General features: G+C 59.6%; 22 protein-coding genes, 2 tRNA genes and 1 pseudogene. 17 read left to right on the top strand and 8 right to left on the bottom strand.

Annotated features, from left to right (window positions below; genetic code table 11):
- A pseudogene (locus BN1115_RS21265) lies at window positions 1–891 on the top strand (IS4 family transposase); the annotation flags it as partial.
- 95 nt (window positions 892–986) lie between these two features.
- On the opposite strand, the gene BN1115_RS13180 reads toward BN1115_RS21265, so the two are convergent.
- Entirely contained in the window at window positions 987–1385 is a 399-nt protein-coding gene (locus BN1115_RS13180; protein WP_005359119.1) for an META domain-containing protein, read from the bottom strand.
- 168 nt (window positions 1386–1553) lie between these two features.
- On the opposite strand from BN1115_RS13180, the gene BN1115_RS13185 reads away from it, so the two are divergent.
- The gene (locus BN1115_RS13185; protein ID WP_042657513.1) at window positions 1554–2033 is read left to right on the top strand and encodes a hypothetical protein; all 480 of its coding nucleotides are present in this window, start codon (window positions 1554–1556) and stop codon (window positions 2031–2033) included.
- Between the two features lie 3 nt (window positions 2034–2036).
- On the opposite strand, the gene BN1115_RS13190 is transcribed toward BN1115_RS13185, so the two are convergent.
- Complete coding sequence (locus BN1115_RS13190) at window positions 2037–2516, bottom strand: putative 4-hydroxy-4-methyl-2-oxoglutarate aldolase (protein WP_042657514.1); 480 nt, start codon at window positions 2514–2516, stop codon at window positions 2037–2039.
- Between the two features lie 42 nt (window positions 2517–2558).
- Window positions 2559–2966 carry a DUF3293 domain-containing protein gene (locus BN1115_RS13195; protein ID WP_082034850.1) on the bottom strand — a complete coding sequence of 136 codons (408 nt, stop codon included), beginning with the start codon at window positions 2964–2966 and terminating at the stop codon, window positions 2559–2561.
- Window positions 2967–3362: 396 nt separating this feature from the next.
- Between BN1115_RS13195 and arcA the strand changes: the two genes are divergently transcribed.
- Window positions 3363–4082 carry a two-component system response regulator ArcA gene (gene arcA, locus BN1115_RS13200; protein ID WP_005338193.1) on the top strand — a complete coding sequence of 240 codons (720 nt, stop codon included), beginning with the start codon at window positions 3363–3365 and terminating at the stop codon, window positions 4080–4082.
- Window positions 4083–4248: 166 nt separating this feature from the next.
- Here the strand turns inward: arcA and BN1115_RS13205 are convergent.
- Both BN1115_RS13205 and BN1115_RS13210 read right to left on the bottom strand, forming a co-directional pair.
- Window positions 4249–4323 (bottom strand) — tRNA-Gly (locus tag BN1115_RS13205).
- Window positions 4324–4338: 15 nt separating this feature from the next.
- Window positions 4339–4412, bottom strand: a tRNA-Gly gene (locus BN1115_RS13210).
- 201 nt (window positions 4413–4613) lie between these two features.
- On the opposite strand from BN1115_RS13210, the gene cydD reads away from it, so the two are divergent.
- The 4 genes from cydD to BN1115_RS13230 all read left to right on the top strand — a co-directional run bounded on the left by cydD (window position 4614) and on the right by BN1115_RS13230 (window position 9048).
- A complete protein-coding gene (gene cydD / locus BN1115_RS13215) occupies window positions 4614–6383 on the top strand; it encodes a heme ABC transporter permease/ATP-binding protein CydD (RefSeq protein ID WP_042657516.1) in 1770 nt (589 codons plus the stop codon).
- On the top strand, window positions 6376–8106 hold the full coding sequence (gene cydC, locus BN1115_RS13220; RefSeq protein ID WP_042657517.1) for a heme ABC transporter ATP-binding protein/permease CydC: 1731 nt from the start codon (window positions 6376–6378) through the stop codon (window positions 8104–8106). Before cydD ends, cydC begins: the two co-directional genes overlap by 8 nt.
- Window positions 8107–8280: 174 nt before the next feature.
- A complete protein-coding gene (rcsF, locus tag BN1115_RS13225) occupies window positions 8281–8652 on the top strand; it encodes an Rcs stress response system protein RcsF (RefSeq protein ID WP_042657518.1) in 372 nt (123 codons plus the stop codon).
- A 9-nt stretch (window positions 8653–8661) separates the two neighbouring features.
- Window positions 8662–9048, top strand: coding sequence for a DUF488 domain-containing protein (locus BN1115_RS13230; protein WP_042657519.1), 387 nt, complete (start codon window positions 8662–8664; stop codon window positions 9046–9048).
- Window positions 9049–9207: 159 nt separating this feature from the next.
- Here BN1115_RS13230 and BN1115_RS13235 read toward each other — a convergent pair whose 3' ends face one another.
- Window positions 9208–10206: an NAD-dependent epimerase/dehydratase family protein gene (locus BN1115_RS13235; protein ID WP_042657520.1), complete on the bottom strand. Its 999-nt coding sequence runs from the start codon at window positions 10204–10206 to the stop codon at window positions 9208–9210.
- Window positions 10207–10418: 212 nt separating this feature from the next.
- Between BN1115_RS13235 and tsaA the strand changes: the two genes are divergently transcribed.
- From tsaA to BN1115_RS13270, 8 genes are all read left to right on the top strand, one after another.
- Complete coding sequence (gene tsaA / locus BN1115_RS13240) at window positions 10419–11123, top strand: tRNA (N6-threonylcarbamoyladenosine(37)-N6)-methyltransferase TrmO (protein ID WP_042657521.1); 705 nt, start codon at window positions 10419–10421, stop codon at window positions 11121–11123.
- A 312-nt stretch (window positions 11124–11435) separates the two neighbouring features.
- Window positions 11436–11984 (top strand): cytochrome b, encoded by a 549-nt coding sequence (locus BN1115_RS13245; RefSeq protein WP_042657522.1) that lies wholly within the window; start codon window positions 11436–11438, stop codon window positions 11982–11984.
- A 247-nt stretch (window positions 11985–12231) separates the two neighbouring features.
- Complete coding sequence (locus tag BN1115_RS13250) at window positions 12232–12906, top strand: response regulator (protein WP_042063363.1); 675 nt, start codon at window positions 12232–12234, stop codon at window positions 12904–12906.
- Window positions 12906–14291 carry an ATP-binding protein gene (locus tag BN1115_RS13255; protein WP_042657523.1) on the top strand — a complete coding sequence of 462 codons (1386 nt, stop codon included), beginning with the start codon at window positions 12906–12908 and terminating at the stop codon, window positions 14289–14291. Before BN1115_RS13250 ends, BN1115_RS13255 begins: the two co-directional genes overlap by 1 nt.
- Window positions 14292–14653: 362 nt before the next feature.
- Window positions 14654–15424, top strand: coding sequence for a hypothetical protein (locus BN1115_RS22280; RefSeq protein ID WP_156135274.1), 771 nt, complete (start codon window positions 14654–14656; stop codon window positions 15422–15424).
- Window positions 15425–15483: 59 nt separating this feature from the next.
- Window positions 15484–15795 (top strand): putative quinol monooxygenase, encoded by a 312-nt coding sequence (locus BN1115_RS13260; protein ID WP_042657524.1) that lies wholly within the window; start codon window positions 15484–15486, stop codon window positions 15793–15795.
- A gap of 138 nt (window positions 15796–15933) precedes the next feature.
- Complete coding sequence (locus BN1115_RS13265) at window positions 15934–16362, top strand: N-acetyltransferase (protein ID WP_042657525.1); 429 nt, start codon at window positions 15934–15936, stop codon at window positions 16360–16362.
- Window positions 16363–16474: 112 nt separating this feature from the next.
- A complete protein-coding gene (locus tag BN1115_RS13270; RefSeq protein ID WP_005338226.1) occupies window positions 16475–16723 on the top strand; it encodes a DUF3297 family protein in 249 nt (82 codons plus the stop codon).
- 127 nt (window positions 16724–16850) lie between these two features.
- Here BN1115_RS13270 and BN1115_RS13275 read toward each other — a convergent pair whose 3' ends face one another.
- Together BN1115_RS13275 and puuR are read right to left on the bottom strand one after the other, a co-directional pair.
- Window positions 16851–18128: an NAD(P)/FAD-dependent oxidoreductase gene (locus BN1115_RS13275; RefSeq protein ID WP_042657526.1), complete on the bottom strand. Its 1278-nt coding sequence runs from the start codon at window positions 18126–18128 to the stop codon at window positions 16851–16853.
- A 45-nt stretch (window positions 18129–18173) separates the two neighbouring features.
- Window positions 18174–18776: an HTH-type transcriptional regulator PuuR gene (gene puuR, locus BN1115_RS13280; RefSeq protein ID WP_042062867.1), complete on the bottom strand. Its 603-nt coding sequence runs from the start codon at window positions 18774–18776 to the stop codon at window positions 18174–18176.
- Between the two features lie 416 nt (window positions 18777–19192).
- Between puuR and BN1115_RS13285 the strand changes: the two genes are divergently transcribed.
- Together BN1115_RS13285 and gabT are read left to right on the top strand one after the other, a co-directional pair.
- Window positions 19193–20656 carry an NAD-dependent succinate-semialdehyde dehydrogenase gene (locus tag BN1115_RS13285; protein ID WP_042657527.1) on the top strand — a complete coding sequence of 488 codons (1464 nt, stop codon included), beginning with the start codon at window positions 19193–19195 and terminating at the stop codon, window positions 20654–20656.
- A gap of 243 nt (window positions 20657–20899) precedes the next feature.
- A complete protein-coding gene (gene gabT, locus BN1115_RS13290; RefSeq protein ID WP_042657528.1) occupies window positions 20900–22189 on the top strand; it encodes a 4-aminobutyrate--2-oxoglutarate transaminase in 1290 nt (429 codons plus the stop codon).
- The last annotated feature ends 14 nt before the right edge of the window (window positions 22190–22203 follow it).

The raw sequence follows: 22203 nt of genomic DNA on the forward strand, positions 1-22203 counted from the left end.
TTTGCCAAGCCCGGCACCCAGCATAGCGAGACCGCTTATCCGCAGGTGCGCATGCTCTGCCAAATGGCGCTCATCAGTCACTAGCTTGTTCAAGCGGTCATGGAGAGCTGCGCCGTCAACGAGATGGTGCTGGCCGAGCAGCTTATCGCGCGCACGCCAGACCACTCGCTGCCCCTGTTCGACAAGGGGGTCTATTCGCTTGGCTTGCTCCATGCCTGGCAAACCACCGGCTGCGAGCGCCACTGGCTGCTGCCGCTCAAAAAGGACACGCAATACGAGGTGGTGCGCAAACTGGGGCGTCAGGATGTGCGGGTGCGTCTGACGACCAGTCCACAAGCACGCAAGAAGTAGCCGCAACTGCCGGACACGGTGGAAGCCCGCTTGCTGACTCGCACTACCAACGGCAAGGAGCGCCAAGTGTTGACCTCGATGGTCGACCCGATGCGCTTCCCAGGGGCAGACATCGTCGAGCTCTACAACCATCGTTGGGAAATCGAACTGGGTTATTGGGAAATGAAGCACAGCCTGCAACAACACCGATTGACCCAGCTCCGCAAGAAGGAGGCGGGGATACGGCAAGAGCTGTGGGGCGTGTTGCTGGCGTACAACCTGCTGCGTAACCAGATGGTGAAGATGGCGGCGAGCCTGAAGGGATACACGACGAGTCAGCTGAGTTTTCACATGGCGTCGGTCTATCTTATCCATGAAACTGAGCTGCATGCCGTACCTGTCACCGGGGACTGTCCCGAAGCGGGTAGCTGAGCTGGAGAAACAGGCGGGACAATTTGTATTACCGGAACGAAGGGAGCGAAGTTCCCCCGCAGCGTGAAGCCAAGACCACAGAGGTATAGTGTGAAAAAAGCCAATAAAAACAATGCCAGTCAGTCTTAACTGACTGGCATTAGCCTCCACAGGGAGGGCGTATCAGAGCGGTTGACCCGCCAGCGCAGTCAGCGCTGACTGGGTTGTCAGACGAACGGCGTGCCTTATTTGGCGGCAGGCACGGCGTTGAAGGTGAGCAGGGCCGCCTTGTTGGCATCGCTCAGGGTCAGCTGGTTGCCGTTGATGGAGTAGGTTGCCACCTTCTCCAGCTTTTGCAGGAACTCGGTCTCTTTGTTCATGGCGTCGCCGATGCACATCATGCGAGTGGAGCCCATGGCGCCCAGCGTCAAGACACCGTCACCCTGCTTGGTGATACCGCCAAAATAGCGATTGCAGCCGCCCTTGCCCGCCACCTTGCCGTCAACCACTTGCAGGGTAAAGGTATCGCCGGTGGCGCCTTGCAGCTGCCAGCTGGATGCTTGCAGTTGAGCCATGCTGGAACCTGTTGCCATTGCGCAGCCTCCCAGTGCCAGCGCGGCCAGCAGAGTCAGTTTCTTGTTCATGGATTCACCTCTTAATGATTAGAGCCATCAATACGGCAGCCTGTTTATCATGGCTGGCGCCCATGCCAAAGGAATTTATTGTGATCTCGCTTCACTTTACTACCAGCTGGCATGTGCCATGCTTGTGCCATGCTTAAGCTCAGTTCCGGACCCAGGGAGGGGAAAAGAATGACCAAGGCGTTTCTCATCACACTGCTTGCATCCTGCGCCAACATGGCCGTACAGGCCGCCGACTGGGCAGTTGTTCAGCCGCAATCCAACCCGTCTCTCTATGTCAAAAGTTACTCGGGTGTGCTGCTCAATGGCCATAGCCATCACAGCGACAGTTTTGATCTCTGGCTGGTCAATAGCGGCTATCAATATCCGGTGGTGGATGATGTGACCCTCTTTATGGAAGCGGGACCGGCGGTGGCGGATCAGAATCGTACATCCGGTTTCAATATGAGTTCGGGGGTACGCTACCAGCTCTCTCCGGCATTCCATATCGGCAGCCAGATCAAGCATCTCGATCTCAACAAGGCCAGCACCCTGCTGGAGCTCAACTCCAGCCTGCTGCTGACCCCCAGACTCTCCCTTACCGCCAACTACGGCGTCAGCGCCATCACCGCCGATCAGGCGCTGAGTCTGGGCGTCGGCTTCAACTTCTGATGATCACAGCAGCGGCGTGGCGCTCACCACCACGCCGTTGCGATCCGCATAGACGTAATCCCCTTCGTGGATGGTCACGCCGGCAAAGCTGACCACCGCCCCCAGCTCACCCAATCCCCGCTTCTCGGTCTTGACCGGACAGGCCGCCAGCGCCTTGACCCCGAGCGCCAGTGTCGCCAGGGTGCCCACATCCCGCGCCGCGCCGTGGATCAGGATCCCCTCCCACCCCTGCTCCACCGCCTTGACCGCCAGCTGATCACCCAGCAGCGCGCGGCGCAGCGAACCTCCACCGTCGATCACCATCACTTTGCCGTGGCCGGGACGGGTCACCAAATCCCGCACCAGACTGTTGTCTTCGTAACAGGAGAGCGTCACGGCGCGACCATAAAAGAGGGGCTTGCCGCCAAAATCCTGAAACACCGGGTCGGCCACTTGCAGCAAGTCGCCATGTTGATCGCAGAGGTCGGGCAGGAGATCCAGCATGATTTGATTCCTTTCAGATACATGAAGGTGTTCATTCTTTCATCAGGCGAGGCTTCTGGCAATCCAGAAGGATTCAATATTGCCCAGACAAACTGCTGATTTATCAGTCAATACCGACACCAGCCAGAGCTGGCCATCCGCCACCCAGTAGAGGGCATTCTGGCCAAAACGAGCGGCCAGCTGACAGGCTTGCGGCAGGGAGAGCGCCACCGCCAGCGATGACTCCTGCCAGCGCTCGTTGGGGTCAGATCCCCAAAACGGCCCCACCACGGGCACCTGCAAATCCCCAGTCAGATGGCGCCACAATGCCCGCTCCCGCCGCCGATTGCGCCGTTCGCCGACCCACTGGCTGGCCGGGTTCCAGGCGGTAATGATGGCAAAGGCAGACCAATCAGGTGGCTCAAATGGCGCGATAAAGCAGATTTTCTTGTAGTTTTCCCACAAAATCATGTCAATCACATGTTACATTCCATTACATTTTATAGGGGCGAAAACCCGGTTAAGGCCAAGTATGATGCAGCTGTGCCAGGGTTTGACCTATATCAAAACAGAGTTAAAAAGTTGCTATCTGACGGCAAAGAGTGTTGTTATGCTCCTGTTAACTGATAAAATGCGGCAACTTTCGTAATGGACGACCTTTCCAGGCTCTGCTCGACCAGACTTGTCGGGAACCTATAAGTGGCACAGGGATACTTGCCGGTACTGATGCCTAATTCGCGATATTCCGACCTGACTCTCATACCCAGGATGACGTAATAAATTTTCAGGATCAGTCAGGAAATCGGTTTGTAACGCCAAAGAGTGTTAAATTTAAGATAATTAACTGATAAGAATCTGGGAATACTCATGCAAACACCACACATTCTGATCGTCGAAGACGAGCTGGTCACACGCAATACCCTGAAAAGCATTTTTGAAGCGGAAGGCTACATCGTGCTCGAAGCCAACAACGGCGACGAAATGCATCAAGCCCTCACTTCCCACACCATCAATCTGGTGATCATGGACATCAACCTGCCGGGCAAAAACGGCCTGCTGCTGGCCCGTGAACTGCGTGAGAACGACAACATCGCCCTGATGTTCCTGACCGGTCGTGACAACGAAGTGGACAAGATCCTGGGTCTGGAGATCGGCGCCGATGATTACATCACCAAGCCGTTCAACCCGCGCGAACTGACCATCCGTGCCCGCAACCTGCTGAGCCGCACCATGAACGTGGCTGCCGGTGGCGAAGAGAAGAAGCTGGTTGAGCGCTACCTGTTCAACGGCTGGGCGCTGGATATCAACAGCCGCGCACTGGTCAGCCCGACTGGCGACATGTTCAAGCTGCCGCGCTCCGAGTTCCGCGCCATGCTGCACTTCTGCGAAAACCCGGGCCAGATCCAGACCCGCGCCGAGCTGCTGAAGAAGATGACCGGCCGTGAGCTCAAACCCCACGACCGTACCGTCGATGTGACCATCCGTCGTATTCGCAAGCACTTCGAAAGTGTCAACGATACCCCGGAGATCATCGCCACCATCCACGGCGAAGGCTACCGTTTCTGTGGCGAGCTGGAGCAGGAATAAGCTCTCGCTACGCTGCTGATCTGAAAAGGCGCCTCGGGCGCCTTTTCTGTCTCTGCGGTTTACCTTAATGCAGAGATAATGCAAAACACGGTGATCGTTGCGTCACACGCTGAGCAAGATGAAAAACAAAAAGCCCACTCGCAGGAGTGGGCTTTTTTTTTGAAGCTGGAGCGGGCAGCGGGAATCGAACCCGCATCATCAGCTTGGAAGGCTGAGGTAATAGCCATTATACGATGCCCGCCTGGCATCTGAAATTTGGAGCGGGTGATGGGAATCGAACCCACGTATGCAGCTTGGGAAGCTACCGTTCTACCATTGAACTACACCCGCGTCAGGCCTCCTACTATATGCATTTTGCCGCCGAGCGCAATGGCGCCTTTGCCACTTTTTTCAATAAATCAATCTGTTCGGACAAGGATTGAGCAGACGGTTGCTTTTTCAATCAAACATTTTCAACACAGATAATTTACAAGGTTGCCAAGGCCAAACGGCAAGGATAGTCTTGCGCCACTCGACGCGAGGATGGTGGTAATGGATAAAAAAACGCAAAAACGTCTCTATGGCTGGTTGCGCAAGCAATCGAGTCACGGTCGCCGCTGGATCACGATATCCATCGCTTTTGGCCTTGGCCAGGGCATGCTGATGGTGGCGCAAGCCTGGCTGCTGGCGACCCTGCTGCACGGCTTTATCATCGAAGGCTCAACGCCTGAGCAATCCATCACGCTCTTTATTACCCTGCTGCTGGTGACGCTTGGCAAAGCGGCGCTGGCCTACGGCCGCGAAGTGGCCAGTTTCAAGGCGGGCAGCGCGGTGCGCCAGACCATCCGCCAGCTGGTGCTCACTCGCTTGAGCCGTCTCGGCCCCGCTTATATCCAGCGCCGCCCGGCCGGTAGCTGGGCCAGCCTGTTGCTGGAACAGATTGAAAACATGCAGGATTTCTTCTCCCGCTATCTGCCGCAGATGGCCATCGCCGTCTTTATTCCGGTGGTCATTCTGGTGGCCGTGTTCCCGGTCAACTGGGCTGCGGGTCTGATCCTGCTCGGCACTGCCCCCCTCATTCCCATCTTTATGATCCTGGTGGGTGTGGGCGCCGCCGATGCCAACCGCCGCAATTTTCAGGCGCTGGCCCGTCTATCCGGCCACTTCCTCGATCGCCTGAAGGGGCTGCGCACGCTGCAACTCTTTATGCGAACCCAGGCGGAAGGTTACGCCATTCGCGATGCCTCGGAAGATTTTCGTGAGCGCACCATGGAGGTGCTGCGCCTGGCGTTTTTGAGCACCGCCGTGCTGGAGTTCTTCGCCGCCATTTCAGTGGCACTGGTCGCCGTCTACTTCGGCTTCTCTTATATCGACCATCTGAACTTTGGTAGCTATGGGGTCAAGGTCACCCTCTTTACCGGCCTGTTCGTACTGTTTCTCGCCCCCGAGTTCTACGCCCCGCTGCGGGAACTGGGTGCCCACTACCACGCCAAGGCGCAGGCCATTGGCGCTGCCGAGCAGTTGCTGGAGTTCCTCGAAGCCGAGGTGAGCGAACCGGCCGCAGGCACGGCGCCGTTCCATGCCGACAGCCCGGTCAAGGTAGAAGCCAAAGGGCTTGAAGTGCTGAGCGCCGAGGGCAAGGTGCTGGTCGGCCCCATCGACTTCACTCTGGAAGCCGGTTCGCGCACTGCCCTCATCGGCGTCAGCGGTGCAGGCAAGAGCTCGCTGGTCAACTCCCTGCTCGGCTTTGCCCCCTATCGCGGTGAGCTCAAGGTAAACGGACAGAAGCTCGCCACCCTCGACATGAGCCAGTGGCGCCTGCAGCTGGGCTGGCTCTCGCAGAACCCGCAGCTGTTCCACGCCTCCTTGCGCGACAACCTGCTGCTGGCCAAACCGACGGCCAGCGACGCCGAGCTGGAAGATGCCCTGAAACGGGCGCAGGCGTGGGAGTTTGCCATGGAGAAGGGGCTCGACTATCCGGTCGGCGATCAGGCAGGCGGCCTCTCGGTCGGTCAGGCCCAGCGCCTCGCACTGGCGCGAACCCTGCTCAAATCAACCCAGCTGATGGTGCTCGATGAACCGACCGCCAGTCTGGATCGCCACTCCGAACGCGCCATCATGACCACCCTTGAGCAGGCAATGGCTGGCCAGACCCTGCTGATGATCACCCACCGCCTCGACCAGCTCACCAAGATGGACAAGATCCTGGTGCTGGCGCGCGGCCAGCTGGTGGAGCAAGGCAGCTTCCAGCAACTTAGTTCTGGGCAGGGGCCTTTTGCCCGCCTGCTCTCCCAACGTTCCGGAGGTTCTCTCGATGAGTGATCTGTTGCCGTTTCTGCGCCTCTATCGCCAACACTGGCTCAGCCTCACCATTGGCTTGCTGCTGGCGCTGGTGACCCTGGCCGCGGGCATGGGGCTGCTCTCCCTCTCCGGCTGGTTCCTCTCCGCCGCCGCCGTGGCGGGGATGACCGTTGCGACGACCCATGCCTTTAACTACATGACCCCCGCGGGTGGCGTGCGCTTCTTCTCCATCATCCGCACCGCCGGTCGCTGGGGTGAGCGGGTAGTAAGCCACGATGCCACTTTCCGGGTACTGACCCGGTTGCGGGTCTGGTTCTGGCAAAAACTCTCGCCGCTCTCAACCGGTACCCTGGCCGGTTTCCGTCAGGCGGATCTGCTCAACCGGCTGGTGGCCGACATCGATGCGATGGACCACGTCTATCTGCGGCTGATCACCCCCATCGGCGCGGCCCTGCTCAGCACCGCCGGACTGGTCTTCTTCCTGTCGTTTTTCGACAGCCACCTCGCCCTCACCCTAGGTGCCATTCTGCTGTGTGGCATGATCGCCCTGCCGCTGGTGTTCTACTTCCTTGGCCGTCGCCCCGGTCAGGCGCTGATTGCCGAAAAATCGACCCTGCGCACCCGGATGGTGGACTATCTGGATGGTCAGGCCGAACTGCAGATGTTTGCCGCCGCCCCCAAGGCACTGGTGGAGCTGCAACAGGCCGAACAGGCGCTGCTCACCGCGCAGGCCCGCATGGCCAAGGTGAGCGGGCTGGCCAACTTTTCGGTGCAACTGCTGAGCGGCTGGACCCTGACCCTGATGCTCTGGCTGGCCGGTCATGGGGTGGCGGGTGCTGCGCCCGACCCCATCACCGCGCTGATGGTCTTTGCCACCCTTGCAAGCTTCGAGGCACTGATGCCACTGGCGGGGGCTTTCCAGCACCTCTCCACCAGCCTCACCTCGGCCCGTCGTTTGAACGAGATCCTGCAAGAGGCAAAAGCCCCCGTGTGGGGCGACGAGCAGACCCACGCCACTGCTGGCGCGCTGCAGATCAATGACCTCTATTTTGGCTACCCCGGCAACCCCCAGCCGGTGCTGCGTGGCTGCACCCTGCAACTGCACGCCGGTGAGAAGCTGGCGCTACTGGGCCAGACCGGCTGCGGCAAATCGACCCTGATGGGGCTGCTGACCCGGGAGTGGAGCCCGCAGGCTGGCAAGATCCTGCTGGGTGGCAAGCCGCTCACCGACTATAGCGAGGGGGCGCTGCGCGCCTCCATCTCGGTAGTAAGCCAGCGGGTGCATCTGTTTGCCGCGACTCTGCGCGATAACCTCAAGCTGGCCGCCCCGACCGCCACTGACGCGCAGCTGATTGCGGTGCTGACCCAGGTCGGGCTGGCCAATCTGCTGGAAGACGAAGCGGGCCTCAACGCCTGGCTCGGTGACGGCGGCCGCCCCCTCTCCGGTGGTGAGCGTCGTCGTATCGGCATCGCCCGCGCCCTGCTGCACGATGCGCCGCTCTGGTTGCTGGACGAGCCGACCGAAGGGCTCGACAGTCAGACCGAGCGGGAGATCATGGATCTGCTGTTCCGGCTCGGGACAGATCGCACCCTGCTACTCATCTCCCACCGCTTGCTGGGGATGGAACAGATGGACCGGATTGCCCTGATGGAAGAGGGACAGATCCGCCTCTGCGCCCCTCATGACGAGCTGCTGGCGGATGATTACTACCGCAGCCTTTACCAACGGCTTGCTCCGGTTTGATATCAGCCTGATATCAGGCTGATGGGGGTCACACCCTGACACCCGGGCGCAAAACGGGGCTGGTCGCCGCAGGTGGCTGGCCCCTATAATGTCCCCCTCATTATTCAACAAGATGCCGACATGGAGCGCCTGCGCATTTCTACTGTCCTCATCACCGACACAAGATACGAGACGATGAAACGCCTGATCCTGATGATGCCCCTGATTGCCTCCGGCTGTGCCAACTACGCCTTCAACAGCAATCTGGATAAAGAGAACTTCGACGAATATTTCAAACCCGGTAGCGTGCGCATCTACGAACAGGATGAGCTGGCTGACCTCAACTACCTCTACCTCGGCACCATCGAGGGTGAATCCTGCCAGGCTGATGCCAACCAGCCGGTGCCCAACGCCGGTGACGCACGCACCCTGGCGCGCCGCCGCGCCGCCGACATGGGTGGCAATGGCGTCACCATCGACAAGTGTGCCGAATTCAGCGACACCCCGGGCTGCCTGAAACAGGTGATCTGCTACGGGCAGGCGCTGAAAGTGGCCGAAGAGAAGTAAGCCGCAGCCATGGCCCTCGCCATCGTTCGCCTTGGCAGCCCGCGCCTGCCCGATGAGGGGCTGCGGATCGGCACGGTGCGCCGCCCGCCCCGCGGCGTACCCAAGAGCGAATTTGCCAGCCAGCATTGGTACGATGTCTGGTTCCCCAACCTCGCCCCCAGCAGCGAGACCATGAAGCTGGGTCAGGCCGCCGAGACGCCCGCCCAGTGGGCGGCGTTTGGCAAGCAGTACAAGGCCGAGATGGCGCAACCTGCCGCCAGGCACGATCTGGCACTGCTGGCCGCCCTCTCCCACACCACCAATCTGTCGGTGGGTTGCTACTGCGAGCAGGAGTCCCACTGCCATCGCGCCATGTTGCGCGAATTGCTGGTAGCCGCTGGTGCCGCTATTCGCTAAAACGGCGAGCAAGGGCGGCACGATGGGAAATCGCGTCAGCCGGTATTCGGCAGCCATCAGGCATGGATAGACAGAGAGGGCATCCCGCGGGATGCCCTCTCTCGTTATGTTCGCGCCGCTGCATTCTCGGCAGCAACACTATGATCCCGCCACTCTTTCCTATTGCAGAGTGGGTGCCAGCAACTGCTGACGCAGCGAAGCCTCCCGGGCCAGAGTCATGGCATCCGCCGCCACTCCGGCGACGGGTTCGATGGCCAGCCAGTGGGCAAGATCGGCGGCGGTCTCCTCCAGCGGCCGGAAGTTCAACCCCTTGACGATGGCCGCCTCGGCACTGATAAAGCCGTAACCGGCAAATTCCGCCTGCGCGCAGGGCAGCAAGGTGGGATAGCTCTGCCAGGGCTCGATACCGGCCGCCATCAGGGGCGGCCAGGGCAGCCACTCGGGCTGGATGGGACTTGCTGGTGGCAACCGGGCGCTCAGCCGCTCCAGCCAGTCACTCAGGGTAATGCCGGGTTTGAGCAGGTTGAAGATGCCCGACAACTGCTGCTCGGCCGCGCGCAGCACAAACTCGGCGCAGTCGCGCACATCGAGATACTGCAAGCGATCCTCGCCACTGCCCGGCAACAACCAGGGCCCGCCCTGCTGCACCCGCTTAATCCACCACGCCATCCGACCGGTGGGATCATGGGGGCCGCACAGCACGCCCGGGCGCAGGATGCAGAGCCGCTCGCCCCAGCGGGCACGGTACTGCGCCTCGCACAACACCTTGAGCGGGCCATAGTCAGTGGGCATTTCGCCTGCGGGGATAGCATGCAGCGGCGCCGACTCATCCATTCCGGGCATTGAGAAATCGCGATAAACGCTGATGGTGGAGATAAAGATCAGCCGCTCGCAGCGCCCGAGCAAGGCTGCCGAGAGGCTCGCCGCCTGCTCGGGGCGATAGCAGCAGGTGTCGATGGCGAGATCCCACTGCAACCCGGCCCCTTGCAGGGCGCTCAGGCTCTTGTCCCTGTCGCCGGTGAGCTGCACCAGATCGCGCCAGTCCGGATGCTGGTGCAGGCCGCGGTTGAACAGGGTCACTTCATGGCCCCAATCCAGCGCCAGCGCGGTGAGGTGGCGCCCCAAAAAGCCGGTGCCACCGATAATCAGCAGTTTCATCCCTCTCCCTCCCCTTCGGCGCGAGTGCGCACATTTCATCCTGATGCGCCCGTTGCCTCCACCCTACGCAACTTGGCGCGCTGGCACAGCCTCCGACTGGCCGGGATGGGACAGGGATCACGGCAGCGCAGCAGAAATGGGCGTAATGAGGCCAAGCCTGCGTTTTGGGGCTGCCTGTGCTAAATTGCCGGGGTTTTCAGTCAGGATCCGCCATGAAGTTCGAAATCGACACCCTCGGGATCATCCGCTCTCCCTACAAGGAGAAGTTCGCCATCCCCCGCCAGCCCGGTCTGGTCAAATCGGCTCGCGCCCGCCTCGAGCTGCTCCCCCCTTACGATCAGCCGGATGTGCTGCGCGGCATCGAGCAGTTCTCCCATCTGTGGCTCAGCTTCGTCTTTCACCAGACCATGGCGCAGGGCTGGCACCCGACAGTGCGCCCGCCGCGCCTTGGCGGCAACGAGCGGGTCGGTGTCTTTGCCACTCGCTCCACCTTCCGCCCCAATCCGCTCGGCCTCTCGGTGGTCGAACTGCACGGGGTCGGCCGCGAGCGAGGCAAGCTGTGGCTGGAGCTGGGGGCGGTGGATCTGCTCGATGGCACCCCCATCGTCGATATCAAACCCTACATTCCCTATGCCGACAGCCTGCCGGATGCCCGTGGCGGCTTTGCCCCCGATGCGCCCACCCCGCCGCTGGCGGTGAGTTTCAGTGCCGAGGCCGAGCAGCAGTTGCAACCCTGGCTCAAGGGCCATCCCGAGCTGCGCCAGCTGGTGAGCGAAGTGCTGGCGCAAGATCCGCGCCCCGCCTACAAGAAGGGCAAGCCGGATGAGAAGGAGTACGGGGTACGGCTGTTTGACTGCAACGTCCGTTTTCGCATCAATGAACCGGATTGCATGGTGCTGGCCATCGAGCCCGCCTGATCCCGGGCGTGAAGGCGTCATTGGCCCCACTGACGCAATTTCACACCTTTATTTCACGCCTTCTTCACGTCACAAGGGGCTTAATAAGCCTGTGAATTGTGTGGCATTGATCAGACTATCCACCCGGTTGCCAGTGATACCATGCGGAAAGTAGAGGGAATTTTCTCTCCGACTGCCGCCCGTTTCAGGCTGCTGGCCACTGCCAAGTCGTGGCAGCACGGCAGTTACCGCCAAGGGATCCGGCCTCGCTTCGATATGCAGTTCAGCGGGGATGCCACACGGATGTGACAACCAATCTGAAGGAACAAACCTATGCTGATGAACAGTGAACAACGTTACGGCACCCTGAATATCGGGCTGCACTGGCTGACCCTGTGGGCCATGATCGCCGTCTACGCCCTGATCGAATTTCGCGATATTTTTCCCAAAGGTGACCCAGGCCGGGATCTGATGAAGGAGTGGCACTTTATGCTGGGGCTGCTCATTTTCGCTCTGGTATTTGTCAGACTGGCGCTGCGCTGGATGAGCCCGACACCCCGCATCGTGCCCGAGCTTTCCCCGGTCATGCACAAGCTGGCAAAACTGGCCCACCTCGCCCTCTACGGCTTTCTGATGCTCACTCCGCTGTTTGGCTGGCTGTTACTGAGCGCCGCGGGCAAGCCCATCCCCTTCTTCGGGCTTGAGTTGCCTGCCCTGATCTCCCCCAGCCCGGACCTCAAGGGGCTGATCAAGGAGGTGCACGAGACCCTGGGTAATATCGGTTACGCGCTGATCGGCCTGCACACGGTGGCGGCCCTCTATCACCACCATATTCTCAAAGACAACACCCTCACCAATATGCTGCCGCCGCGCCGCAGCTAACGGGTAACGGGTAACGGGGAAACAGAGAGGGGGCCATCGTGGCCCCCTCTCCATTTCTATATTTCTATCACTCCATGGGATAGCACTATCATCATTGCCACCATAGCTTGCCTCTGATGAGTCTTGATAGGCGGCTGAAGCCCCCTGATTCAGTCCCGATACAGGAGTGGCAAGATAGGATTCGAATTGACTCGAAGCGACATTCACTTTCTAATTGACAGCCTGGATCCCTATGACCGTTCACATCATGAAAATTCTGTTGGTCGAAGACGACAAGCTGCTCAATCACCACCTCTCCTCCCTGCTGACCGAAGCCGACAATCAGGTCTACAGCACCGACAAGGCCGAGATTGCTCTGCACTATGCCGTTGACTACCCCATTGATGTGGCGATCATCGACCTCGGTCTGCCCGATATGGATGGCCTGCAACTGATCCGGCGACTGCGTGAACGGCAGATCCCCTTCCCCATCATTGTGCTGACCGCCCGTGGCAACTGGCAGGACAAGGTCGAAGGACTGGAAGCCGGTGCTGATGACTATCTGGTCAAACCGTTCCAGAAAGATGAGCTGCTGGCCCGCCTCAATGCGCTGGTGCGCCGCAGTGCCGGTTTTATCTCGCCCAAGGTGAAGGCCGGTGATTACGAGCTGGATCTCTCCCGCAAGGAGCTGACCATCGCCGGTGAAGTGGCGGTGCTCACCAGCTTTGAATACCTCATTCTGGAGTACCTGATGCGCAACGCCCGTCAGGTGGTCTCCAAGCAGCAACTGCTCGACCAGCTCTACGGCGACGGCGAAGGGGACCCCAACACCATCGAGGTGATGGTTAGCCGCCTGCGCAAGAAGCTGGATCCGGAAGGGACGATTCAACCCATCTCCACCATCCGGCGCCAGGGCTACATCTTCAACCTGTCGTGTAACTGATGCAGTTTCATCTGCCACGCCCCATCAAGATGATCCGCAGCTCCCTGCACATCAAACTGCTGCTCAGCTCGCTGCTGGTCATCGCGCTGATCATGGGGTTTGCCGTCTACGCCCTCTACCTCGGCCATATCGAGGAGCAGAGCCAGAAGGCCAGTGCCCGGATGCAGGAGAACCTGGCCAAGCTCTTCTCCTCCACCGAGCCGGACGACAAAGGCCCCACCGTCGAGCTGGGGCGGATGTCTCGCGATGCCAGTGACAGCAACCTCGACACCCTGATCTGCCGCGCCGATGGCGAGCTGGTCTGGTCGAGCCTCCATATGCCTGAGGTGATCAAGGCCAAACATACCATTTGCCGCGATCTGATGAAGTATCTGGGGGGGATGGATCTCGACTACTTCTTCAAGAAACACACCATCAAGAACGGCGAGAGCTACTACGTCTACAGCTTGCGTTTTATCCGCAATCCCGGCAGTGGCACCACCGCCTACTACGTAGTGATGATCGACTCGGCCAAACGCTATCACGAAGAGTCGCGCACCTATCTCTACCAGACCGCCCGTCAGGCGCTGCTCGCCTACCTGCTGCTGGCCGGACTGCTGCTACTCACCACCTTCTGGAGCCTCAGCTCCCTGCGCACCATCGCCCGCCAGATCGACGATATCCGGGCTGGCAAGGGCGATGCGCTGTCAAACGAATTCGAACGGGAACTGGCCCCGCTGACCGACTCGGTCAACCAGCTGCTGGAAAACGAACGCCAGCAGACCCAGCGCTACCAGCACGCCCTCAACGATCTCGCCCACAGCCTGAAAACCCGGCTGGCGCTGATCCAGATCACCACCCGCGAAGTGCAACTGGGGCGGGAGATCCACGACAACATCAACGAACAGATCCTCACCATGGATCAGATGATCCAGTACCAGCTCAGACGCGCAGTTACCGGCCGCCAGCGCCTTGCCAGCAAGGGCACCGAGCCGGTGCCGCTGATTGAGAAACTGCTGGCCAGCCTGACCAAGGTTTATCGCCACAAGAAGCTGCAAACCCACTTCAAGTTCGATGATGACGCCCTCTTTCACGGCGAACAGGGCGACCTGATGGAGCTGATGGGCAACCTGCTCGACAACGCCTGCAAGTTTGCCATCAGCGAAGTGAAGGTGACGGTACGCCGCCATCTCGAGCGGCTGCGTATCGAAGTGGAAGATGATGGACCGGGTATCGACCCGGCCAAATCGGAGCAGATCTTCCAGCGCGGCGTGCGGGCCGACAGCTCGCCGGGTCAGGGCATCGGTCTGGCGGTGGTCACCGAAATCGTCCACAGCTATGGCGGCCAGATCCGGGTCGATGAATCCCCCCTCGGCGGCGCCCGCTTTACCCTGGACTTGCCCTGATCGGCATTGCCCAGTGCAGCCTCGCCAGTGATGGCCCTATCACAAGGCCCCCGACCTCGGGGGCCTTGTCGTTGCAGCCCCTCGAGCAATTCAATTTATTGATCCGGCACAGATTATCGCCCCCCGGCCCTTCCACCACCGGCTTCAATCGGTATCATGGTTACGCGGCAACAAGCCTCTCCCGGAGCCACACCATGAGCATTCGTTTTCATAAGGGTGTTATCCGCAGAATATGGGTTAAAAGCAGCACACCGGGAGCTGTAACTTGGAGGCGGTAGCGTTGATTTTATCAATTTTTCGCTTGGTACTGATTACAGCGAACGCCAGCATACAATGCTTATATATTAAGGCGGTATCTATTAATGAATAATAATTTTATTGAGCTTTTAAGACCTTATGCATTGATAGTAATCGAACAGTATGGAAAATTAAAAAACACCGATTTTTTTCCAAAACTGCAGTTAGTTCTTATAGAGAATGGGATTGAACCAACTTGGCTTGAGTCAAACATCATTGAAATATCGATACTTACAAATAAACTGATCGATAATGCAATCTCTGATTGGCTTGAAAAACAATTTTCAAACTACCCACACCCTACAATTAGAAATAAGCAAGAAATAATATCAGGAAAAGTTTCCTCTGTTGAGGAAAGCTCTGCAAGCTCGATGTACTCTTATTCTAGTACTTATGGATGGGATTTGTGGTCCGCGAGTGGGATGGCAGCAGGGAAAAAACTTCAAACCATCATACTACATGATGAAATAGAACCATATTATATTGTTTGGGGGAAAGACTCCATTGGTATACGTAAATTTAATATAATTGATTTTAAGTGGGAACAAAAAAAAGGCTTTCGTATAATAACAAAGAAAACGCTAGAAGGTCACGGTGATGGCTTCAGTGGCTCCAAATCAGTTACTGTGCATAAAGTTCACTATCCATCAATAAGAAGTGCTTATGCCAGAATCAACCCTGCAATAACTTACTCTGCCATTTGTACTCGACTTAGAAATGGGCTGCCTCCAGAGGAGGCATTCGACAAGCCCAACATGCGAATAAATAGTGACATTAATAAACTTGGTGTTGTTGTAAAAAAAGACATTTGGATTGAAAATAATAAAAACATTTAATGTAATCATTAAAAATACCCAGTCAACTAAGACAAAGAACAATAATTAAAGGCAGTTAAATGAAAAATATAATTTTAAAAGGCTTTATTATTGTGCCTCTCTCCGAGCTTACGATAGTCAAGAGTGAGCTTGATGCCCATCTCTGTTTAACTCGTGCGGAAACAGGCTGCCTGACCTTTAAGGTGAACCAAGATCCTCTCAATCCCTGCCGATTCGATGTCTATGAAGAGTTTGTTGATGAGGCGGCTTTTCAAGCGCATCAGGCCAGAGTCAAATCCTCTCGCTGGGGGGAAATAACCGTCAATGTCGAGCGCTTTTATACAGTGACAGAAAGTACGGTAACAGGCATGACAGCGACAGGGATTATATAAATGACAGCCTTGCCGTTTTAGGCAAGGTAGCGAACCGGGAGTGGCGCAGAACTCGCCCTCCTCCTCGCGACCACGAATTCCGATTACGCTGCGCTCACCGAACCCGAGTTACTTCCACTCTTTGTTACTAAGGCCACTATGATCCGTCCATTATCCGCCACTGATCTGGATGCTGCTGTTGAGCTCTGGTATCAGGCATCGGTGCAGGCCCACGACTTTATTCCCGCCGCCTTTTGGCGTGAGCAACGGACAGCGATGCGCGATAGTTACCTGCCCGCCAGCAAGAGCTGGGTCTATGAGGAGGATGGTCAGCTGGTGGGCTTTATCTCCTGGTATCAGGGGTCTGTCGCCGCACTGTTTATCTCCCCTGGCTATCAGTCACACGGGCTGGGTCGACGACTGCTCAATCACCTCAAGGCACATTATGACCGGCTCGAGTTGACGGTCTACGCCGAAAATGAGCGGGCGCGGCGCTTCTATTGCCGCAACGGTTTCAAAGAGGGTGAGCAGCAGTTGTGCGAGCATAGCGGCCGCCCCGAGCTAGTGATGCATTGGCAGCGGGGATAAGCGGGGCGCTCATAGCGATGGCGAGCACGCCTTGCCTGTTTTTTGGCTGCCTTGAATGCCATGGCGGCATTCTCTACAATGACCCACTTTTTATTCATTTCGGGTTATATCGATGAGCGATACCAGTACCAAACCGGCTCTGCCGGATCACCTCTCCTGCAATCCCCGCAGCCCTCACTATGTGGCCGCCTGCTTCGAGCACCCGATCGGTATTCGCCTGAACGGTAAAGAGCGCACCGATGTCGAGGAGTACTGCATCAGCGAAGGTTGGGTGAAGATCCCCTCCCCCAAGGCGCTGGATCGCCGTGGTCAGCCCATCCTGATCAAGCTCAAGGGCACCGTTGAAGCCTTCTACAGCTAAACAGCGCGCTGCAGTTTGATAAACAACAAGGCCACCCTCGCGGTGGCCTCGTTGTTTCCAGTATTGGTGCTGACATCTACGCTCGCAGAGCGGCAAGCACCAGCCCGCATTTCTTGCTGTACGGCCCTTATACCCCCAACCGGTCGCGCAGGGTATACCAGGCGGCGCCCGCGGCGGTGAAGGGGATACGGAACAGCCGACCACCGGGGAAGGGGTAGTGCGGCAGTTTGGCAAAGGCATCGAAGCGCTCCGCCTGACCGCTCAGCACCTCGGAGAGCAGCTTGCCCGCCAGATGGGTGCAGGTGACGCCGTGGCCACTGTAGCCCTGCATGTAGTAGATGTTGGGGCCGATGCGACCAAATTGCGGCAGCCGTGACAGGGTGAGCAGGAAGTTGCCGGTCCAGGTGTACTCCACCTTGACCCCCGCCAGTTGCGGGAAAGTTTTGAGCATCTTGGGGATGATCAGCCGCTCGATATCCGCCGGATCCCGCGCGCCATAGACCACGCCGCCGCCATAGAGCAGCCGGTGATCGCTGGAGGTGCGGTAGTAATCGAGCAGGTAGTTGCAATCCTCCAGGCAGTAATTTTGTGGCAACAGGGAGCGGGCCCGCTCCTCCCCCAGCACTTCGGTGGCGATCACCTGGGTGCCGCAGGGCATGCTCTTGCCAGCCAGCTCGGGCACCAGATTGCCGAGGTAGGCGTTGCCCGCCACCACCACAAAGCGCGCCTTCACCGCCCCCTTGGCGGTCTTGACCAGTGCCGGCTGCCCCGGGGTGATGCTGGTGACGGCAGACTGCTCGAAGATTTGCCCCCCCTGCATGCGGATCGCTTCGGCCTCCCCCAACGCCAGATTGAGCGGGTGGATATGGCCGCCGCTCTTGTCGAGCAGGGCGCCGACGTAGCGATCACTCGCCACCACTTCGCGCACGCCTTTGGCATCGAGCAGCTCCAGCTGGTCGTTGCCCCACTTCTGCCAGCGGGCATACTGGGATTTGAGCTCATGCAGCTGCTTCTCGGTCTCGGCGGCAAAGACGCCCCCCTGCTGCAGATCGCACTGGATGTTGTAGCGCTTGATCCGCTCGCGGATGATCTGGCCCCCCTCAAACAGCATGGAACCGAGCAGCCTGGCCTGATCCGGCGGGCAGTTCGCTTCTATGGTGTCGATGTCGCGGCTGTAGGAGTTAACGATCTGGCCGCCGTTGCGGCCGCTAGCGCCAAAACCGACCCGGGCCGCCTCCAGCACCACCACCTTGTAGCCCTTCTCCACCAGATGCAGGGCGCTGGAGAGGCCGGTATAGCCCGCCCCGATGACACAGACGTCGCACTCCAGCTGCTCGGTCAATGTCGGGTAGGGCGCGTGTTTATTGGCGCTGGCTGCGTAGTAACTGTTTACATGTTCGGTCATGATCCCTGTTTCCTTACCGGTTCGGTTGCCAAACTACTGCCTAGATTAAAAACTGGCCGGGGTGTGGGCGCTGACGATGCGACAAGTCTGCCCCGACGGATTGCTGAAGCTGTGGGGCTCGCCGGTGTCGATCACATAGCTGTCGCCCGCCTCCAGCGGATAACTCTGGCCCGCCACCGTCAGGACCACAGATCCCTCCAGCACGGTGCCGACCTCCTCCCCCTGATGGGTCACCTGACCGCCGGTGTCGGTGCCGGGGGGATAGGTCTCCAGCATAAAGCCGAGCTGGCGGCGGTTGTTGCCGTTGTGCACCAGCTTGAGGGAGACCCCCTGACTGCCCAGCTCGATAAGCTGATCAGCCTTGATCACCACCTCCGGAGTGCGGCTCTCCTCCTCGGCGAAGAAGCGCGACAGCGGCAGGCCATAGACGGTGAGCAGCTTTTGCAGGGAGGCAACCGACGGGCTCACCTTGTCCTGCTCGATCATGCAGATGGCGCCGTGGGTCAGGCCGCTCAGCTCGGCCGCCCGTCGCTGGGAGAGCCCCAGCTGATGGCGCACCGCCGCCAATCGTTCCCCCATGGTGTGCGCCCCTGCGTCTGCCGCACCCAGCCCACGGGCCACGCTCTCCCTGCTCTGTGGCCCGCTCATGGCAAGCCCCCTCTTGCTGCGCTATCTCTGCATCCTTGCATCATCAGCCTCCCCTGCTCGCGCGTGATCGCATCGGGTCACGCGTGGCCTGTTTACCCTACTGGTTAAAATAGCCGACCAGCTTTCCCTTGCCGTTCACTATGTTACACAGCGCAACCGTTCATTATTTTGCACACCTGATTTACCATCTCCCGGTCGCTTGCCCACTTGCAGCCAGCAAGCGAACGGGGAAAAACGCGCTACACAGCCCATTTTCTAGCATGACGCCCCCCAGCAATTCAAATATATTTAACACTTGAAAAACATTTCAGCTCAAATTATGGTCTTCCTGTGCTTATTATTTTATACGGCAGCGGCGCAGGAAGGGTCGGCTTACTCCGGCAACCAGCTGCTCTGACCCACACTCGAGGCTTCTCATGTCAGGAACAACATCTCACTCCAGCTTGATCACATCCCGCGCCTATATAGATGGGCAGTGGTGCCATGCCGCCAGCGGCCGCACCTTCGAGGTCACCAACCCCGCCAGCGGCGCCGTCATTACCCAGGTGCCCGACATGGATGCCGAGGATACCCGCCGCGCCATCGCGGCCGCCCACGCGGCGCAACCCGCCTGGGCGGCGCTGACCGCCAAGGAGCGCAGCAACAAGCTCTACGCCTGGTTTGCTGCCATCACCGCCCACAGCGACGAGCTGGCGCGCATCATGACCTGCGAGCAGGGCAAGCCGCTGGCGGAAGCCAAGGGCGAGGTGGCCTACGGCGCCAGCTTTATCCAGTGGTTCGCCGAGGAGGGCAAGCGTGCCTATGGCCGCACCATCCCGGGCTTTAGCGGCGATCGCCGGTTGGCCACCATCAAGCAGCCGGTGGGGGTGGTCGCCGCCATCACCCCGTGGAACTTCCCGATTGCCATGATCACCCGCAAGGCGGGCCCGGCGCTGGCCGCCGGTTGCACCATCGTCATCAAGCCCGCCGCCGAGACCCCGCTCTGCGCGCTGGCGCTGGCGCTGCTTGCCGAGCAGGCGGGCATCCCCGCCGGTGTCATCAATATCGTCACCAGCCATCAGGCGAGCGCAGTAGGCAACGAGCTGTGCAGCAATCCGGTGGTGCGCAAACTCTCCTTCACCGGCTCCACCCGCATCGGCAAACTGCTAATGCGCCAGTGCGCCGACACCATGAAGAAGCTGTCGCTGGAGCTGGGCGGCAACGCCCCCTTTATCGTCTTTGACGACGCCGACCTCGATGCCGCGGTGGCCGGGGCGCTCGCCTCCAAATACCGCAACGCCGGGCAGACCTGCGTCTGCGCCAACCGCATTCTGGTGCAGGCCAGCGTCTACGACGCCTTCGCCGAGAAACTGACCGCCGCAGTCAAGGCCTTCAAGGTAGGGGATGGCATGGCGGAGGGCACCCAGATTGGCCCGCTCATTAACCCCGCCGCCGCCAGCAAGGTGGCCGAACTGGTGCAGCAATCGGTCGCCGCCGGTGCCGAGCTGCTGCTGGGGGGCGAAGCCCACCCCGCCGGCCCCCTTTTCTACCAACCCACCATTCTGGGCAAGGTGGCTAAAACCAACCCCATCCTGCAGGAGGAGATCTTCGGCCCGGTCGCCCCGCTGGTGTGCTTCGAGACCGAAGCCGAGGCCATCGCCATTGCCAACGACACCCCCTACGGGCTCGCCGCCTACTTCTATGGCCGTGACATCGCCCGGGTGTGGCGCGTCGCCGAACAGCTGGAATACGGCATGGTCGGCATCAACGAGGGGATCATCTCAACCGAATTGGCCCCCTTTGGCGGCATCAAGGAGTCGGGTCTGGGCCGGGAAGGGGCTGCCGAGGGGCTGGAGGAGTATCTGGAGACCAAATACCTCTGCTTTGGCGCCATTCGCTAGGGCAGCAGGGCCAAGGCATCCCATTCACAGATGTCTTGGCCACTTAATCCATCGTGTTAATAGATAGATGCAGCAGCTCACCCTAGGCGGCAGGGGGCTAAATGTGGCCCACGGTTCACCGCAAGAGGGCTGCTGCAGAACAAACCACAGGCCGCCGATCTGCACCGATCGGCGGGGATGGGCGACAGATCGCCCGCCACATGTTCAGGGAATATCGGGGCTACGGCCCCTCAGGGAGGAAAGATGAGTCAGTCAGAATCAAACAAGGCGTGGCAAGCGCGCCGCGAAGCGGCCGTGGTCAACGGCGTCGGTACCCTGCTGCCGGTCTTTATCGACCGTGCGCAAAACGCCGAGTTGTGGGATGTGGAGGGCAACCGCTACATCGACTTTGCCTCCGGCATCGCCGTGCTCAACACCGGCCACAACCACCCCAAAGTGGTGGCGGCGGTGCGCGATCAGCTTGAAAAGTTCAGCCACACCTGTTTTCAGGTCACCCCTTACCCCGGCTATATCGAGCTGGCAGAAAAGCTCAACGCCCTGGTGCCCGGCCCGACGCCGAAGCGCACCCTGTTTCTCTCCACCGGTGCCGAGGCGGTCGAGAACGCCATCAAGATTGCCCGCGCCCACACCGGCCGCAGCGGCACCATCGCCTTCAAGGGGGGCTTTCATGGCCGCACCATGATGGGGATGGCGCTCACCGGCAAGGTGGTGCCCTACAAGACCGGCTTTGGCCCCTTCCCGGGTGAGGTCTATCACATCCCCTTCCCCGCCGATTATCTCGGGGTGAGTGAAGAGGATGCCCTGCACGCCCTCGAGCTCTGCTTCAGCGCCGATATCGAACCCTCCCGCGTGGCCGCCATCATCATCGAACCGGTTCAGGGTGAAGGGGGCTTCTATCCCGCCTCCCCGAGCTTTATGCAGAAGCTGCGCAGCGTCTGCGACCAGCACGGCATCCTGCTGATTTGCGACGAGATCCAGAGCGGTTTCTGCCGCACCGGCAAGACCTTCGCCACCGAGTATTCGGGGGTTGAACCCGACATCATGACCCTGGCCAAGAGTCTGGCGGGCGGCTTCCCGCTGTCTGCCGTGGTTGGCAAGGCAGAGATCATGAACTCGGCCAAGCCGGGCGGTCTGGGCGGCACCTATGCGGGCTCCCCCATCGCCTGCGCCGCGGCACTGGCGGTATTGCAGGTGATCGATGAGGAAAAACTCAACCAGAAAGCGCTGGATCAGGGCGAGCAGATCAAGGCGGGACTGGAACGCATAGCCGAGCGTTTTGACTGCATAGGTCAAATTCGCGGCCCCGGTGCCATGGTGGCCATGGAGCTGGTGAAACAGCGCGATGCCAGCCAGCCCGATCCCGACCTCACCAAGCGACTGGTGGCCGAGGCGGGCAAGCGCGGTCTGGTCCTGCTCTCATGCGGGGTGCGCGCAAATGTCATCCGTTTTCTCGCCCCCCTGACTGCCCCTGCGGCAGTGATTGACGAGGGGCTGCAACTCCTTGAAAAATCACTGGAGGCCGTGCTGGCCTGACCAGCAGGAAAGTG

The organism is Aeromonas allosaccharophila (genome assembly GCF_000819685.1).
GTDB lineage: Bacteria > Pseudomonadota > Gammaproteobacteria > Enterobacterales > Aeromonadaceae > Aeromonas > Aeromonas allosaccharophila.

Bases quoted from the DNA above. Each gene is read 5' to 3' on its own strand.
- BN1115_RS13260 (WP_042657524.1), top strand. From the start codon at position 15,484: ATGAAAAATATAATTTTAAAAGGCTTTATTATTGTGCCTCTCTCCGAG.
- BN1115_RS13185 (WP_042657513.1), top strand. From the start codon at position 1,554: ATGACCAAGGCGTTTCTCATCACACTGCTTGCATCCTGCGCCAACATG.
- BN1115_RS13195 (WP_082034850.1), bottom strand. From the start codon at position 2,966: ATGATTTTGTGGGAAAACTACAAGAAAATCTGCTTTATCGCGCCATTT.
- BN1115_RS13270 (WP_005338226.1), top strand. From the start codon at position 16,475: ATGAGCGATACCAGTACCAAACCGGCTCTGCCGGATCACCTCTCCTGC.
- BN1115_RS13275 (WP_042657526.1), bottom strand. From the start codon at position 18,128: ATGACCGAACATGTAAACAGTTACTACGCAGCCAGCGCCAATAAACAC.
- arcA (WP_005338193.1), top strand. From the start codon at position 3,363: ATGCAAACACCACACATTCTGATCGTCGAAGACGAGCTGGTCACACGC.
- rcsF (WP_042657518.1), top strand. From the start codon at position 8,281: ATGAAACGCCTGATCCTGATGATGCCCCTGATTGCCTCCGGCTGTGCC.
- BN1115_RS13255 (WP_042657523.1), top strand. From the start codon at position 12,906: ATGCAGTTTCATCTGCCACGCCCCATCAAGATGATCCGCAGCTCCCTG.
- cydD (WP_042657516.1), top strand. From the start codon at position 4,614: ATGGATAAAAAAACGCAAAAACGTCTCTATGGCTGGTTGCGCAAGCAA.
- BN1115_RS13235 (WP_042657520.1), bottom strand. From the start codon at position 10,206: ATGAAACTGCTGATTATCGGTGGCACCGGCTTTTTGGGGCGCCACCTC.
- BN1115_RS13250 (WP_042063363.1), top strand. From the start codon at position 12,232: ATGAAAATTCTGTTGGTCGAAGACGACAAGCTGCTCAATCACCACCTC.
- BN1115_RS13190 (WP_042657514.1), bottom strand. From the start codon at position 2,516: ATGCTGGATCTCCTGCCCGACCTCTGCGATCAACATGGCGACTTGCTG.
- puuR (WP_042062867.1), bottom strand. From the start codon at position 18,776: ATGAGCGGGCCACAGAGCAGGGAGAGCGTGGCCCGTGGGCTGGGTGCG.
- BN1115_RS13180 (WP_005359119.1), bottom strand. From the start codon at position 1,385: ATGAACAAGAAACTGACTCTGCTGGCCGCGCTGGCACTGGGAGGCTGC.
- BN1115_RS13265 (WP_042657525.1), top strand. From the start codon at position 15,934: ATGATCCGTCCATTATCCGCCACTGATCTGGATGCTGCTGTTGAGCTC.
- BN1115_RS13230 (WP_042657519.1), top strand. From the start codon at position 8,662: ATGGCCCTCGCCATCGTTCGCCTTGGCAGCCCGCGCCTGCCCGATGAG.
- gabT (WP_042657528.1), top strand. From the start codon at position 20,900: ATGAGTCAGTCAGAATCAAACAAGGCGTGGCAAGCGCGCCGCGAAGCG.
- BN1115_RS13245 (WP_042657522.1), top strand. From the start codon at position 11,436: ATGCTGATGAACAGTGAACAACGTTACGGCACCCTGAATATCGGGCTG.
- tsaA (WP_042657521.1), top strand. From the start codon at position 10,419: ATGAAGTTCGAAATCGACACCCTCGGGATCATCCGCTCTCCCTACAAG.
- BN1115_RS13285 (WP_042657527.1), top strand. From the start codon at position 19,193: ATGTCAGGAACAACATCTCACTCCAGCTTGATCACATCCCGCGCCTAT.
- cydC (WP_042657517.1), top strand. From the start codon at position 6,376: ATGAGTGATCTGTTGCCGTTTCTGCGCCTCTATCGCCAACACTGGCTC.
- BN1115_RS22280 (WP_156135274.1), top strand. From the start codon at position 14,654: ATGAATAATAATTTTATTGAGCTTTTAAGACCTTATGCATTGATAGTA.